Here is a 13,455-nt window from a genome sequence, read left to right as displayed (position 1 = left end):
GCGTGATCCTTCGAGGGAACAGCCTTCGGCTTGCGCTACTTTCTCTTCCCCTTACAGGTGTGCCGTGTGGCACCCCCCTCTGCCCTGCCGGGCATCTCCCCCACAGGTGGGGAGATTGGCTGGGCGTGATGGCTTGCCCAAACAACGGGCCGTCACATTAATCGTAAATTTGCAGCGAGGCATGGCTTCCTGCCGATCTCCCTCCTTGTGGGGGGTCCGAAGGACGGGTCGAGACCCGTGGCTCGACCCCGGGTCCGGCAGGACAGAGGGGGGTGCCACACGGCACGCCCTCTCTCCGTTCCTGAAACGCGCATCATCAAGGCTGCGCCGGCCCCTGCAGGCGGTCCATGACCTGGAGCAGGAGATCGGCGCAGACCTTCATCGGTTCGTCCTCCGCGCATTTCAGATCGATCCTCGTATTGCCGTCCTCGATCCGGAAACGGGCGGCCTTGGAGGGCGGTGGGCCGCGATGATGGCCGCGGTAAAAGCCCATATCGCCTCTCCAGCCGTGTCCCCGGAAGGCGAAGCGGTCTCGCGGCGAAGCATCCGGCATGGCTTCGTCGCGGGACGGAGGCGATGCGCCGGCATCGGGCGGCGGCGAACCCGTATCGGCTGCGGGCGGCGGTGCTGCGCCTGCGACTGGCGGGGCGGATGGTTCCTGGGCGAAGGCGGCTCCAGCGAGCGCGGCAAGGGCAAGGCCGGTGAGCAGGAATCTTTGCATGGCGATCGGTCCTTTGTTGGAAAGGCGGGCGTTCTCTAAACCCCGCAACTCGGGCTTTGGTTCATGCCGCCCCGCCGCCTTCGCTCCTCGCGCACGAAGTTGTGACCGCGATCTCCAGGCCATCCCGTAAAAAGGAGAGCGTCGCCGCCGCCTGCTTGGCCTCGGCATGCATGGCGCTGGCGCCGACGATGACGACGCCATCGAGCATGTCGGCCTCCGCTCGCCAGCTTGGCGCTCACGACAACAGCCCAGTCCATATCCGCCGTCTCAAGAGCCTTCGCCACCCCGCCGGCCGCATGGCGGGCGATGGCGCGGGATTAGGAGTGGCGGGAAACGAGACCGGCGAGCCTTGGTCATCTGCCTTTCTCTTGCCGCTCAAGGCGCTTGTCGCGAATGCTCGCAGCGCAAGCGAAGGGGAAGGCGCCGACAATCGATGAATGTGAAAAACAACGCTGCCACCCGCCGCGGATCTACCGCTCCTTAGGCTCGTCGCCGACTGCACCTTGGGCAAAGCGTTGCAAAGTATTAATCGCGCCGAAAATTCCGCGGCCGCCGTAGTAAAAGCTGCTCCACAACAGCACGCTCAAAACAAAAGCCGCGATGAACGCCCAGAACTTCACGGAAAAAGTCTTTCTGCCGCAGCTCAATTTATCTTATATTAGGAATATATACTTGAATGCCTCAAGCAAAGCAAATGGATTTATTCAACCGGAGGGTTGCATCACATCGGCCCCAGGGGAAACTTCAACAGAGCGGTGACATCTGGCCAAAAACGGTTTCCACGCACTGGAGAAAGCCCGTCTGCCTCTTATTTCAACCAGCAGATGGCAAACGAAAGGACCGCCCGATGCTGAACAAGAACACGATCTGCCTCTGGTACGACAGGGATGCCGAGGCTGCCGCCCGTTTCTATGCCGAGGTCTTTCCCGGCAGCGCCGTGGACGCCGTCATTCGTGCGCCTGGAGATTATCCGGATGGCAAGCAGGGAGACGTGCTGGTCGTCGAATTCACCGTCGCCGGCATTCCCTGCATCGGGCTGAACGGCGGTCCCTCGATCAAGCACAACGAATGCTTCTCCTTCCAGATCGCCACGGAAAATCAGGAAGAGACCGACCGCTACTGGAACGCCATCGTCAACAATGGCGGCCAGGAAAGCGCCTGCGGCTGGTGCAAGGACAAGTGGGGCGTCTCCTGGCAGATCACGCCGCGGGCGCTCAGCGAAGCGCTGAAGGCAAGCCCCGCCGAGGCCAAACGCGCCTTCGACGCGATGATGACCATGGGGAAGATCGACATCGCGGCAATCGAGGCGGCCCGGCGCGGCTGAGGCGTGCCGCAGCTTTGCCTGTCGACAATTGAGCGATATCACCCATCGTGCCACGAAAGCCTCGTCAACGCCTCCTTCGTCATGCTCGGGCTTGTCCCGAGCATCTGCCTCCCGTCGATAGGGCAGCAGATCCTCGGCACAAGGCCGAGGATGACGGGTAAACAACGAGATTTGCCAGCAAAAGCCCCGCCAATCATTGGCGGGGCTGTTCATGCTGAAAGGTGCTCGCAATAGATCCTGGGAGAATCAATGCCCGCCTTCTGCCAGCTGAAGCTGGCGCGAGGCTTGCGCCGATCAGGCGAACAAGATGTCCGACACGTGATGCACCACGGAGATTTGGTTGGTTATAGAGTTAGTGATGTAGAGATTATCCGCCGCTGAGTCATAGACCACGTTGGTGGTGGAGTCGTCTCCTGGTATGGCGATGTTGACATCGACCGTTGTCTTGACCCCGGTCGCAAAGTCGAACGCCGTGCCGATATGCTCGCTGCCGGAGGAATCGCCGAAGAAGAAGGTGCCGTTGACGGCAAAGCCATAACCGAGCCCGCCGGCCGAAAAGGTCTTGGATTCGATCGGGTTCAGCGTGTCGGGATCGATCTTGGAGACCTGCCAGGTGGCATCGTTGAGCCGGCCGACGACATAGATGCCGGTCGAATCCTGCATCGTATTGACCGCCGTGAATCCGCCCCAGTCGAACGTACCCGCCCCGTTCTTGCCGATAAGGCCGGGAATCGAAGCCCCCTTCTGATCGAGCGATCCATCGGCGGCATCCCACTTTGCGAGATAGGTCTGATCGGGGAAAGGGTCCTCCCCGCTTCTCGCCTCGTTGGTTCGTCCGATGATCTCGCCGCCGCGGACCGAAAAATAGGTTCCGCCGATGTCATATTCGCCCTTGTCATAGTCGCCGAGCGAGATGGCGCCGCTGGCCTTGCCGGCCTCGAAAGCCGAGGCGTTGTCGTAAATGCTCACCATGGAATCATCTGGGAAACCATGGCCGGAGCTGACGTAAAACTTGCCCGTCAGCGGATCGATCGCCACCCCCTGGAGTTCGTAATGGTCGTCGAAGGGGCGCACGATTTCCGCCTGGGCCTCGGCATGAGCCGTATTCACAGACTTGCCATCCGTCATGCCATCGACGGTCAGGGTGATTACGCCGGCATCCGCGTGGCCGGCGCCGTCCGACACCTTGTATTGCAGCTTCTCCGTCACATGCTCGCCGTCATTGAGGCCCGCCTTCACGGCCGGGTCGAGATCGTAGGTGAAGCTGCCGTTCGCCGCGAAATGAAAGGTGCCGAACTCACCCGCCACGTCGGTCGTCTGTCCCTGACCGGTGGCAATGCTCGTGCCGCCGACCGAGCGCAGGAAGAGCGCGCCGGTCGCCTCTCCCGCGTGATCATTGGCAAGCACATTGCGGGCCATCTCGCCTCCCTCGTGGAAGGAGAAGCTGTCGTCGATTGCGACAGGCAGGCTCGTGACCCCGTGAACGTCGAGCTTGAAGTGGCCGACATCGGTGTTCCCCGAACCATCGGAGATCTTGTAACCGATCGTCTCCGTCAGCGTCATTCCTTGAAGAAAGCCCACCTTGGCCGCCTCGTTCAGCGTATAGCTGTAGGAGCCGTCGGCCCTGACGTGAAACGTGCCGTGCTCGCCCTCGATATCGGTGACCTGCCCGGCCGTCTTGGCAAGGACCCGCTCGCCGTCGAAGAAATTGAGAAACATGTGGCCGGAAGCCCCGGCCAGATCGTTGGCCAGCAGATTACCCGAAATCACGTCATTCTCGGAAGCGCTGCTGACATCATCAACCGCCACAGGTTTTGCAAGCACTGTCATCGATATCCCCTTCAGATCGATTCGCTTTGGTCAGCGGGAGAGAAGCAGCCGAGGCTAAAGAGGTCAACGGTTTTTCTAGCAGGAGTGGTATTTTAGGATTTCACAGCTTTGTCACTCAAGAAAGCCTTATCCTTAGGCGCGGAAGCCGAAGGCTGGAGCCTCGAAGGACGAGGCGGGCGCGCCAGCAGTTGATAGAGGCAGGAAGCAACGCTGCGGCGCGTGCTTCGAGGCTCCGCCCCACGGGCTGCGCACCTCAGCATGAGGGACGTGGGAGAATGCCGCCACTCATCACGGAGGAGAGGCCGTGCCCAGGAGCCTCGAATACGGCAGCCGCCGAAGCCAGCTCCTCAATCGCTGACGGTAAATCCCCACGATGAGGGATCGATCAATTCCGCCGGCGGGATCATCTCCTTCAGCTCGACCGGGCGGCGCTTGAGCTCGACGGCGGTGTAGATTTCATCGGGACCCAACCATGAGCTGAACTCGACTTTCAGGGCCACGCCGTCGGGCGTCAGGCATTCACTCGTGCCCGCATCAGCTAGGTGGGTTACTTCAAACCAGGCGCAGGACTCTCCAAGGTAGCGATCGCTCTTTTTCAAGTCGGTCGGACCGATCCCAATTTCGATAAGATTGCTCGACGGCCGCAAGTCAACCGAGGAGCGATGGGCCTCGAAATGACGCTCGTTTTTGGAGTAACCGACAGTCAATCTTTGATCGTCGAGCATGTTCCAGACTGAAAACACCGTCCTCCCATCCTCGCTGCGCTCTTCTTCAAATCGCCACGGATAATGCCTGAGTACTCTTTTCTCCGACCGGTCACCGATCATTCTCGCTGAAAAATCGGGAAGATTTGCAGGTCTGTTCGGATAATTCCTGAGCGGCTTCAGCCAGAATGCAGGATCGAAGAGCCGCTTGGGAGGTCTGACTTCCGATTCCGCGACAGAAGTTCGTTCCAGTCTGACCACTTGCGTTTCGCCGGAAGGCTCCTTGCGCTTTATCAATTCCTTTGTGGCGACTTCAATACCATCACTTGATAGGCAACTGTAGGAGAAGGGTCCATAAGCGCCCTTCAACTCAGGCTTGTCTATGACCTCCCACCATTTGCAAGCTTCACCGGCCGGATGGATGGCAGTCCCAGCCTCCTTGGTGTTCTTTACTCTGATGCCCCTGCGTAGCTGCGCGACCTTTGTGATGGTCATACTCGTAACGTCTTCGTCGTCAGGAGCCTTCCATGTCGACAACAATACGTTATCGAAGAAGTTTCCATAGGAAACGCCTGTCCCGCGGTCCGACTGTTCTTCGACCCGTGTCCATCCACGATGATGAACGACCGAGCGCAAATATGTATTTGTCGGGCCATCCGCCTCTCGAAGCGTCATCAACGCCCTGTAATCTGGCACATCACGGCTGATGAAAAAAGGAATGTCGTCGGCATTCGCCATGCCCGCCGCAAGCACCCCCATACCAGTCGCAAGCAAAAAGACACACGCCGCGCCACGTCTTTTCAAGCTTGACCTCGTCAGTATTTGAAAACGAAACATTTTAAGGCTGTTAAAACATCAATGCCACGGAAGGGCTCTGCAACGCGCGGCTCAAATCTTGCGCGCGTCGATGCACAGCATCATCGGAGATTTGTCGGGATTGAGGCGATGACGGCCGCTATGGTTGTAAATTACGACCACCGACCGCATTTAACGCAGCCGCGATCGTCGCCAGCGGGATGACCAGCGACAGAGGCGAGTCGATCAGTTGAAGTGCGCCGTATGTCTTATACCAGCCGGCCACTCTGTCGTTCTTGGCGTCGATCGCCATCACGACACCGCCGACTTCGGCAGTGACGCGCAGGCATCGCTTGCCGGCAGCCAGCAACAGTTGGCCGCCCATGCCCTGCCCCTGCAGCCGTTTGTCGACGGCCAGCCGTGTCAGCCGGAAACCCGGCACCTCGTGTCGGGCAAGACCGCGCTTGACCTCGTCAGGCACAATCTCCGGTTTGATCGATGTCGGGGCAAGGCTGTAAAAGCCGTGGATCGTTTTTCCATCGGCATCGTCGATCGCAAGGAAGGTCTTGGACCCGCCCTGTTCATGGCTCTGGCGTGCATAGCGCTGCAGGAAATCGTTGAGATCAGCATCGCCGCAGTCGAATGATTTGCGATCGTGACGTTTACCGATCGGCTCTTCGTGCCAGGCCGTCATATCGATTTCGGCAAGGCTCCGGCAGCGGCCAGCAGTTTTTCATTCGGCTGAGGCGGATTTTCCAGGAGTTCGAGAATGCGCCCGTAATCGCGTTCCGATGCTTTGATGACCTCCGCCTCGGCGATGACGGCATCTGCCTCGCGCAATGCCGATTGCGTCACGAAATTGGTGAGATCCGTATTGCGAAGTGCCGCCGCCCGCACCAGCCTGGCTTTGGCTGATGCGGCAACCCGCAGGCTCATGCGCTCATTGTCTTCAATAGCCACTCTTGGCATGACAGACCCCATCGTACTTATTGAAAGCGTACGCGGGATGGCGGCGCGTGTCAATAATCGTATGCTTTCAATGCGTACAAAACCAAGGCCGGTTTCACCCCAGCAACGCTTTGATCTTCGCCACATCCTCCGCCGTCGCCGGATTATAAACCACCATGCTGAGATCAGGCCGGCCGTCCACTTGGAAGGCGGAATATTCGAAGGAGAGCAGGCCGAGCACCGGGTGCTTGATGTGCTTGGCGCCCTCGCCGTGGGTGCGCACGTCATTGTCGCGCCACATGGCCAGGAATTCCGGGCTCTTGCGGCAGAGTTCGTCGATCAGCGGCTCCACTTGCGTCCCAGCGCCCGCACGCGCCGCATCCACCCGGAAGGCGGCGACGACGAAGCGGGCGACACTTTCCCAGTCATATTGGGCGGCGCGCACGCGCGGATCGAGGAAGATGAAGCGCAGCACGTTGCGCTCTTCCGGCGGCAGCGCGCCGTAATCGGTGAGCAGCACGGTCGCCGCCCGGTTCCAGCCGACGACGTCCCAGATTGCGGTGCGGATCAGCGCCGGGCTCGGATCGAGCGCATCGAGCACGCCCTGCAGCCGCGGCGTGATGCCCTGTTCGCTGCGATAGCGCACCTCGGGCGGGCGGCCGAGACCGATCAGGAAGAGGTGCTCGCGTTCGATATCGGTCAGCATCAGGGCCCGGGCGATCCGGTCAAGCACATCCGATGACGGCGCCCCGCCGCGGCCCTGCTCCAGCCAGGTGTACCAGGTCGGGCTGATATTGGCGCGACCCGCCACCTCCTCGCGGCGCAGCCCCGGCGTGCGGCGGCGCTCAGCCGCAAAGCCGAAGGCTGCAGGATCGAGCTTGGCGCGGCGGTCCTTGAGGTAAGCGCCCAGCCGATTGTCCGAGGTGATGAATTCGCTCATCCTGTTAGCCACTATACCATGATAAAGTCACTACTTTACCATGATATCAGCCTGCTCGATATCTGTCTCCGTCAACTCAGGAGATATCGACATGCGCGTATTCGTCACTGGAGCCACCGGCTGGGTCGGCTCGGCCGTCGTCAATGAATTGATCGCCGGCGGTCATCAGGTGCTCGGCCTTGCCCGCTCGGAAAAGGGAGCCGCGGAACTTGCGGCATCAGGCGCTGAAGTCCAGCGTGGCACGCTGGATGATCTGGAAGGCCTGAAGCGCGGCGCGGCCGAGGCCGACGGCGTCATCCACACGGCTTTCAACCATGACTTCTCCAGATTCGCCGAAAACTGCGCCGCCGACAGGCGCGCTATCGAGGCGCTCGGCGAAGCGCTCCAGGGCTCCGAGCGTCCGCTGCTGGTGACGGCGGGCCTCGGCCATGCGCCGGGCCGCATCGGCACGGAGAAGGACCCGCCGATGCCGACGACGGAGACCTATCCCCGCGCCTCCGAAATCACCGCCGTGTCGCTTGTCGCCCGCGGCGTGCGCGCCTCCACCGTCCGGCTGCCGCCCTCGGTGCACGGCCATGGCGACCACGGCTTCGTTCCGATCCTGATCGAAACCGCGCGGCAAAAAGGCGTCTCCGCCTATATCGGCGATGGAGCCAACCGCTGGCCGGCCGTGCACCGGCTCGATGCCGCCCGCCTCTACCGCCTGGCGCTGGAGCGCGGCGCAGCCGGCGGCCCGTTCCTCGCGGTCGCCGAAGAGGGCGTGGCTTTCCGGGAGATCGCCGAACTCATCGCCCGGCGGCTCAATGTTCCGGCCGTCTCGCTTTCGCGGGAAGAGGCGGCAGAACATTTCGGCTGGTTCGGTATGTTCGCCGGCTTCGACGTTCCGACATCAAACGAGCACACCCGGGCGCTGCTCGGCTGGCAGCCGGCAGAGCCCGGGCTGCTGACCGATATCGACCATCCGGCTTATTTCGGCGGATAGCCTCGATGCCTCGCCCAAGAGAGCTCCATCCTGAGGTTCGCCGAAGGACGAGGCGCGCCGGCGCTCGATGGATGCAAGGAGCAACGTTGCGGCCCGTGCTTCGAGGCTTCGCCCTACGGGCTGCGCACCTCAGCATGAGGAGCGGTAGAGGATGCCGCACCCAATGAGAGGCGCTGGAGAAATAACACGCTGATGGGAGGTGTCGGAGAATGCCGCCGCCGCTCAAGAGAGCCTCATCCTGAGGAGCCCCGCAGGGGCCTCGAAGGACGAGGCGGGCGCGCCGGCGGCCGATGGATACAAGGGAGCGGAGTTGGAGCAGGACCGGCGCTAAGACGCATTTTTCCGTTGGCAAAGTTCCATTTGCGGGATGTCTTTCAGGGAGTCGCGATAGGCTTGGAATTTCGCTTTCGCGTCTCCGGCCTGCTTGTCCATGATCCGCCAGTCGTCCTCGGTAGGCTCAGGGCTATAATATATATCCGTGAATTTCACGGTTTTCCGATCGTCGGAAAACGTAAACACCGAATTCACGGTGAGCCTTCCCCAGCTATGATCCGTGATGATGACCGAATTTTCCTTTTCGGACAGACTTATATCTCGCCCGACGGCGCGCGGTTCCTTTTCGCCGAACCAGACCATCTGCCGGCCTTCGATGCGGTAGTGAAAACCCTCGCAGTTCGTTCCTTTTTCGTAGAGGTCCCTGCTTGTCAGCCTGCCAATCAGCGAAATTTGCTGTTCCTCCGAACAAGACGTGAGCAATACCAAAGCAAGCATTGCACATCGTTTTCTCATGCTCTTTCTCCCCGCGGCGGAACCAGTTCCAGCTGCTTGAAAATAGAGCGAGTTGAACAACGCCTGATTAATTCCAATTCAAGTCTATGATCGTCTTCACCTGTATGACGGAGCAGCGAAAAAGCAGGCAGCCGGGGACCAACTGTCCATGAGCGCCAGGCCTGTCATGATGACGGCGAGGAATCTCATGGTCGTTGAACCCGTGGCGGCAGGCAGGGTTCCGGGAAAATATGGAACAGTGTCGGCCGTGATCGGTTGTCCTGAGGTCGTGAACCTCAAAAAAGGAGCCGAAGATGAGCAAGACCAACGTTCGAGACATTCAAAAACGCGCCGAACAGCAGGTCAAGAACACCAGCGCCGGCGGCCACCTCGGCGGCACCTATTTCGGCCAGCAGGCCGATGGCAAAACCACGTCGGATACAACAAACGACAGCGCCAAGGGACGGCCGAACGACGGGAGCAATTGAGAGGATTAGCATGGCATTTGCGGTGATGGGGGCGTGTCGAAAGGGAGTGCCATGGGACACCCCCCTCTGCCCTGCCGGGCATCTCCCCCACAAGGAGGGAGATCGGCAGGATGCCAAGCCTCGCCCTAAATTTACGGTTAATGTGACGGCCGGTTGTTTGGGGAAGCCATCGCGCCCAGCCGATCTCCCCACCTGTGGGGGAGATGGCCGGCAGGCCAGAGGGGGTGCAACATGGCACGCCCTTTCCTGCGTCCTCCTGGCCCCTCAGAGTGAGCTGCTCTCTCGGCCCACCCATCATTGATCAGCAACGCCTCCGCCCTATTTTCTGCTGCAGTGGGAGATGAATCTTTAAGCGAAGGCGGAGGGGCGGCGTGGCATCCTATTCGAGAGACGATGCGATACGGGAATTGGCCCCGGTTCTCGGCAAGGCGCCGGCGGGCGCCGTCAGCGGGCAATGGACCGCCACGACAATGCAGGCCGGCCATTCCTCCCGCACGGGCGGCTATCGCGACGCTGAAGGCAAGTACGTGCCGGAAGATTCCAGCCATTCGCTTGGGATCATCGATGAGGTCGTCGAGAAGCTCAATGCGGCCGCGCAGCAGCGCTTCAACACGATGGTGATCGGCTGGAAGAAGCCGAAATTCCCCTTCGGGCGCGGAGAGGTCACGCTCGAAACCCACTTCGACCAGACGATCGTGCCGCGTGGGCCCGACGACCCGATCTATGAGGCGGCCGCGGCCGCCCGGCGCGCCTTCTGGCAGGGTTACGGCAGGCCGCATGAGGGTTTCGTCGTCGATCGCCAAAAGGCCAACACCTACAACCAGACGAAATGGTTCGGCCCGCACCGCCGCATCCTCGCCATCGACAGGCCGGGAAAACTGATGCTCGCGACCGACGGCCTCTCCACCCCCTGGGCCGGCATTGCCGATCCGGAGAATGGCGTCGAATGCGAGCTCTACATGGAGTTCGATGCCACAACGCTGAATACAGCCGGGATCGGCAACTGGGCGAGCCTTCTGATCAATATCGGCGACCTCGTGGCCGATGGCCATCGCGTCGCCCGCGACGTCGAAAAACACGGCGCCATCCTCCTCTGCCGGCTGACGGAAGACTATGCGCCGCTCACCCGCATCATGCTGAGCCGCGATCCCGGCCGGATCGAAGGCCTGCCCTTCGGCTCCGTGCCGCTGATCCTGGTTACGCCGATCGCCGAAGCCGAGATCGATGGGCAGGACCTCTCCGACGAATGGTGTGCAACAGCCGCACGCCACGCGCTGGCAAAACGCGGCATCAGGAATTGATGCTTGTTGGGGCGAGCGTGGTGGTCGATATCGCCATCTGCCTTTCGCTCGCCGCTCAAGGCGCTCGTCGCTAGCGCTCCTCACCCCCCTCATCTGCCTGCCGGCATCTTCTCCCCGCTGGGGCGAAGAGGGATCGTGGCGACGCCTCGCTCCCCGTCACATTTCGGCTGTGGGAATGATGGCCACGCGGCTTGGTCCCTTCGCCCCTGCGGGGAGAAGATGCCGGCAGGCAGATGAGGGGGTGAGCGACGATAGGAGCGAATGCACGAAGCGTAAGCGAAGGGCAAATATTAGATTACTAGGCTCTCTTGAGCGCCGGCGCCAATCGCGCCGGCCCGAGTATCCGGCGCACCGTCCTACTCGTTGATGTCAGGCTCCACCACCTGGGCAAGGTTGCGCAGCGAATCCTGCCAGCCGAGATAGCAGGCTTCCGGCGGGATCACGTCGGGCACGCCGGCCTGGGTGATGTTGACCTCGGTGCCGACCGAGACCTTCTTCAGGGTCACGGTGACTTCCATTTCGCCGGGCAGGTTCGGATCGTCGAACTTGTCGGTGTAGCGGACGCGCTCGCCGGGCACGAGTTCGAGGAATTCGCCGCCGAAAGCGTGGGCGTGGCCATTGGTGAAGTTGCGGAAGGACATCCGGAATGTGCCGCCGACGGAGGGTTCCAGATGATGCACGGTGCAGAGAAAGCCGTTCGGCGGCAGCCACTTGGCAAGCGCGTCGGCTTCGATGAACGCGCGATAGACCTTCTCCGGGGTGGTCGCGAAAACGCGGTGCAGGTGAATGGTGCTTGGCATGGTCGTGATCCTTTTTGCATGGACGGAATGGACGAGCCTAGGACGGGTGGGACCTGAGCGATCCGACACCGGATCGACCTTTTGTTCAAGAAAAATTGCTGGGGCCAGCCAGCGAGCGGCACTCAGCCCGGCATGCCCTCGAATTGCGGGAGATCGAGCGGCTTTGCCCATTTCAGCCGGCGCCGGGTGAACATTTCGACGCCGGGCTCGATTAGTTCGGGCCGGTCGAGGCTGCCGAGCGTGACGAAGACGAGGCCGGGGAAGCTTTCCAGGTTGCTGGAAAACAATCGGGAGCCGCACTCGGCGCAGAAGTTGCGGTCGAGCCCCTTGCCGGAATCGGCGATATAATGAAACGCCTTCGGGCTGCCGGCGATCAGGGTGAAATCGTCCTGCGGCACGGCGAAGAAGGTCGCCGCCTCACCGCCCGTCGCCCGCTTGCAATCCATGCAGTGGCAGTCGGCGACGAAATTCGGGTCAGTACCGAATTCGAATTTCACCGCGCCGCAGGCGCATTGCCCGGTATATTTCCTGCTCATGCGTCAAACCTCCCCCGAGCCAATCGGGACGTGTTGAACCATCATGCCGGCTCCGCGACAAAGCCAGAGCCGTACATGCCCGTAAGGCATGATCCCGGCGATCCCGGGATCATGCAGAGCTTTGAAGCGATAGAGTGCGGGCGCGTTGCGCCCTAGGCCGCGGCCTGTTTTCTCAAGGCGGCGAGAAGCGTGCGGGCGCCCTCTTTCGACGAGGCCGGGTTCTGGCCGGTGATCAGCAGCCCGTCCTGGACGACATAGACGCCCCAATCGGCCACCGAGGAGAACTTTGCCCCCTGGTCCCTCAGCTCGTCCTCGAGCAGATAGGGCACGACGTCGATCAGATGCACGGCGTCTTCCTCGGAATTGGTGAAGCCCGTGACCTTGCGGCCGCTGACGATCGGCTTGCCATCAGGCGTCTTCACATTCATCAGAATGCCAGGCGCATGGCAGACAAGCGCCACCGGCTTTCCCGCCGAGAACATATCCTCGATCAGCGACAGCGCATGGCGGTCGTTCGTCAGATCCCAGAGCGGGCCGTGGCCGCCGGGGAAGAACACGCTGTCGTAGTCCGCCGCGCGGATTTCGGAGAGCCTCAAAGTGTTGGCGAGCGCGGCCTTTGCCGCCGGGTCCGCTTCGAACCGTCTCGTCTCGTCGGTCTGGAATCCCGGCTCGTTGCTCTTCGGATCGAGCGGGGGCTGGCCGCCCTTCGGCGAAGCGAGCGTGATGTCGACGCCCGCGTCACGGAAAACGAAATAAGGGGCGGCGAATTCCTCCAGCCAGAACCCCGTCTTCCTGCCGGTATCCCCCAGCTGGTCATGCGATGTGAGAACCATGAGAATTTTCATTGCCCAGCTCCTTCATCCGCCGCGACAATGCCGCCGGCGTCCGGGTTTACGGTGAAATACTGCTGCTGATCTCATGCTGAAACGGGAGGAACCATAGACCTCAGGCCGGCTAGGCACAAGCTTTGGAGTGGGGTGTTTCTGCTCGGGGGCGTGGTGAAGCCGGGACATAATGGGCATGTGCGGATGTTTACCTGCTTATCGCCATGGCGTGCCGTGCGGCCCCCTCATCCGCCCTTCGGGCACCTTCTCCCCGCTGGGGAGAAGAGGGAGCGAGCCGCGGTCTCATCAGTTCCTCAGGTCTCGAGTGAGAGAGATGTACGGCGCTGCTGCGAGTCTCTTCTCCCCGGCGGGGAGCAACCATGTTTCAATTTTTCCGGTATTGTGGCGTCCATTCGGCCTTTCGAAAGAGGATCGAATTGGCGAGAACGATGAGTTTTCGTGCGACGGCGATGACGGCGCACAGGTGATCCTTT

Annotated in this window: 15 protein-coding genes and 1 pseudogene; 4 read left to right on the top strand and 12 right to left on the bottom strand. The window is 61.2% G+C overall.

The window, feature by feature from the left end:
- Positions 1-316: 316 nt before the first annotated feature.
- The 3 genes and pseudogenes from EFQ99_RS32040 to EFQ99_RS35260 form a co-directional block, all read right to left on the bottom strand.
- On the bottom strand, positions 317-721 hold the full coding sequence (locus EFQ99_RS32040) for a hypothetical protein (RefSeq protein WP_126925002.1): 405 nt from the start codon (positions 719-721) through the stop codon (positions 317-319).
- Between the two features lie 130 nt (positions 722-851).
- A pseudogene (locus EFQ99_RS32035) lies at positions 852-932 on the bottom strand (DsrE family protein); the annotation flags it as partial.
- A gap of 259 nt (positions 933-1,191) precedes the next feature.
- Complete coding sequence (locus EFQ99_RS35260) at positions 1,192-1,341, bottom strand: hypothetical protein (protein WP_164736479.1); 150 nt, start codon at positions 1,339-1,341, stop codon at positions 1,192-1,194.
- A gap of 230 nt (positions 1,342-1,571) precedes the next feature.
- Here EFQ99_RS35260 and EFQ99_RS32030 point away from each other — a divergent pair, with 230 nt between their 5' ends.
- Entirely contained in the window at positions 1,572-2,045 is a 474-nt protein-coding gene (locus tag EFQ99_RS32030) for a VOC family protein (protein WP_126925043.1), read from the top strand.
- 294 nt (positions 2,046-2,339) lie between these two features.
- Here the strand turns inward: EFQ99_RS32030 and EFQ99_RS32020 are convergent, their stop codons facing one another.
- From EFQ99_RS32020 to EFQ99_RS32000, 5 genes are all read right to left on the bottom strand, one after another.
- A complete protein-coding gene (locus EFQ99_RS32020; protein ID WP_126925000.1) occupies positions 2,340-3,875 on the bottom strand; it encodes an Ig-like domain-containing protein in 1,536 nt (511 codons plus the stop codon).
- 347 nt (positions 3,876-4,222) lie between these two features.
- Complete coding sequence (locus tag EFQ99_RS32015) at positions 4,223-5,383, bottom strand: hypothetical protein (protein WP_245441624.1); 1,161 nt, start codon at positions 5,381-5,383, stop codon at positions 4,223-4,225.
- Between the two features lie 151 nt (positions 5,384-5,534).
- Positions 5,535-6,068 carry a GNAT family N-acetyltransferase gene (locus tag EFQ99_RS32010; protein ID WP_208722848.1) on the bottom strand — a complete coding sequence of 178 codons (534 nt, stop codon included), beginning with the start codon at positions 6,066-6,068 and terminating at the stop codon, positions 5,535-5,537.
- The gene (locus EFQ99_RS32005) at positions 6,065-6,343 is read right to left on the bottom strand and encodes a type II toxin-antitoxin system TacA family antitoxin (protein WP_126924998.1); all 279 of its coding nucleotides are present in this window, start codon (positions 6,341-6,343) and stop codon (positions 6,065-6,067) included. The genes EFQ99_RS32010 and EFQ99_RS32005 overlap by 4 nt, the downstream gene beginning before the upstream one ends.
- A gap of 94 nt (positions 6,344-6,437) precedes the next feature.
- Positions 6,438-7,262 (bottom strand): helix-turn-helix transcriptional regulator, encoded by an 825-nt coding sequence (locus tag EFQ99_RS32000; RefSeq protein ID WP_126924997.1) that lies wholly within the window; start codon positions 7,260-7,262, stop codon positions 6,438-6,440.
- A 91-nt stretch (positions 7,263-7,353) separates the two neighbouring features.
- Between EFQ99_RS32000 and EFQ99_RS31995 the strand changes: the two genes are divergently transcribed.
- Entirely contained in the window at positions 7,354-8,244 is an 891-nt protein-coding gene (locus tag EFQ99_RS31995; RefSeq protein ID WP_126924996.1) for an SDR family oxidoreductase, read from the top strand.
- Between the two features lie 327 nt (positions 8,245-8,571).
- Here EFQ99_RS31995 and EFQ99_RS31990 read toward each other — a convergent pair whose 3' ends face one another.
- The gene (locus tag EFQ99_RS31990) at positions 8,572-9,015 is read right to left on the bottom strand and encodes a hypothetical protein (protein WP_164736478.1); all 444 of its coding nucleotides are present in this window, start codon (positions 9,013-9,015) and stop codon (positions 8,572-8,574) included.
- A gap of 311 nt (positions 9,016-9,326) precedes the next feature.
- On the opposite strand from EFQ99_RS31990, the gene EFQ99_RS35255 reads away from it, so the two are divergent.
- Together EFQ99_RS35255 and EFQ99_RS31980 are read left to right on the top strand one after the other, a co-directional pair.
- Positions 9,327-9,500 (top strand): hypothetical protein, encoded by a 174-nt coding sequence (locus tag EFQ99_RS35255; protein ID WP_164736477.1) that lies wholly within the window; start codon positions 9,327-9,329, stop codon positions 9,498-9,500.
- A 371-nt stretch (positions 9,501-9,871) separates the two neighbouring features.
- Entirely contained in the window at positions 9,872-10,801 is a 930-nt protein-coding gene (locus EFQ99_RS31980; RefSeq protein WP_126924993.1) for a hypothetical protein, read from the top strand.
- A gap of 356 nt (positions 10,802-11,157) precedes the next feature.
- On the opposite strand, the gene EFQ99_RS31975 is transcribed toward EFQ99_RS31980, so the two are convergent.
- From EFQ99_RS31975 to EFQ99_RS31965, 3 genes are all read right to left on the bottom strand, one after another.
- Complete coding sequence (locus tag EFQ99_RS31975) at positions 11,158-11,601, bottom strand: SRPBCC family protein (RefSeq protein WP_126924992.1); 444 nt, start codon at positions 11,599-11,601, stop codon at positions 11,158-11,160.
- 122 nt (positions 11,602-11,723) lie between these two features.
- Positions 11,724-12,137, bottom strand: coding sequence for a GFA family protein (locus tag EFQ99_RS31970; RefSeq protein ID WP_126924991.1), 414 nt, complete (start codon positions 12,135-12,137; stop codon positions 11,724-11,726).
- A gap of 152 nt (positions 12,138-12,289) precedes the next feature.
- Entirely contained in the window at positions 12,290-12,982 is a 693-nt protein-coding gene (locus EFQ99_RS31965) for a type 1 glutamine amidotransferase domain-containing protein (RefSeq protein ID WP_126924990.1), read from the bottom strand.
- Positions 12,983-13,455 lie beyond the last annotated feature (473 nt).

The organism is Rhizobium vallis (assembly GCF_003985155.1).
Classification (GTDB): Bacteria; Pseudomonadota; Alphaproteobacteria; order Rhizobiales; family Rhizobiaceae; genus Rhizobium; species Rhizobium vallis.
This window is presented reverse-complemented; position numbering and strand designations above follow the sequence as displayed.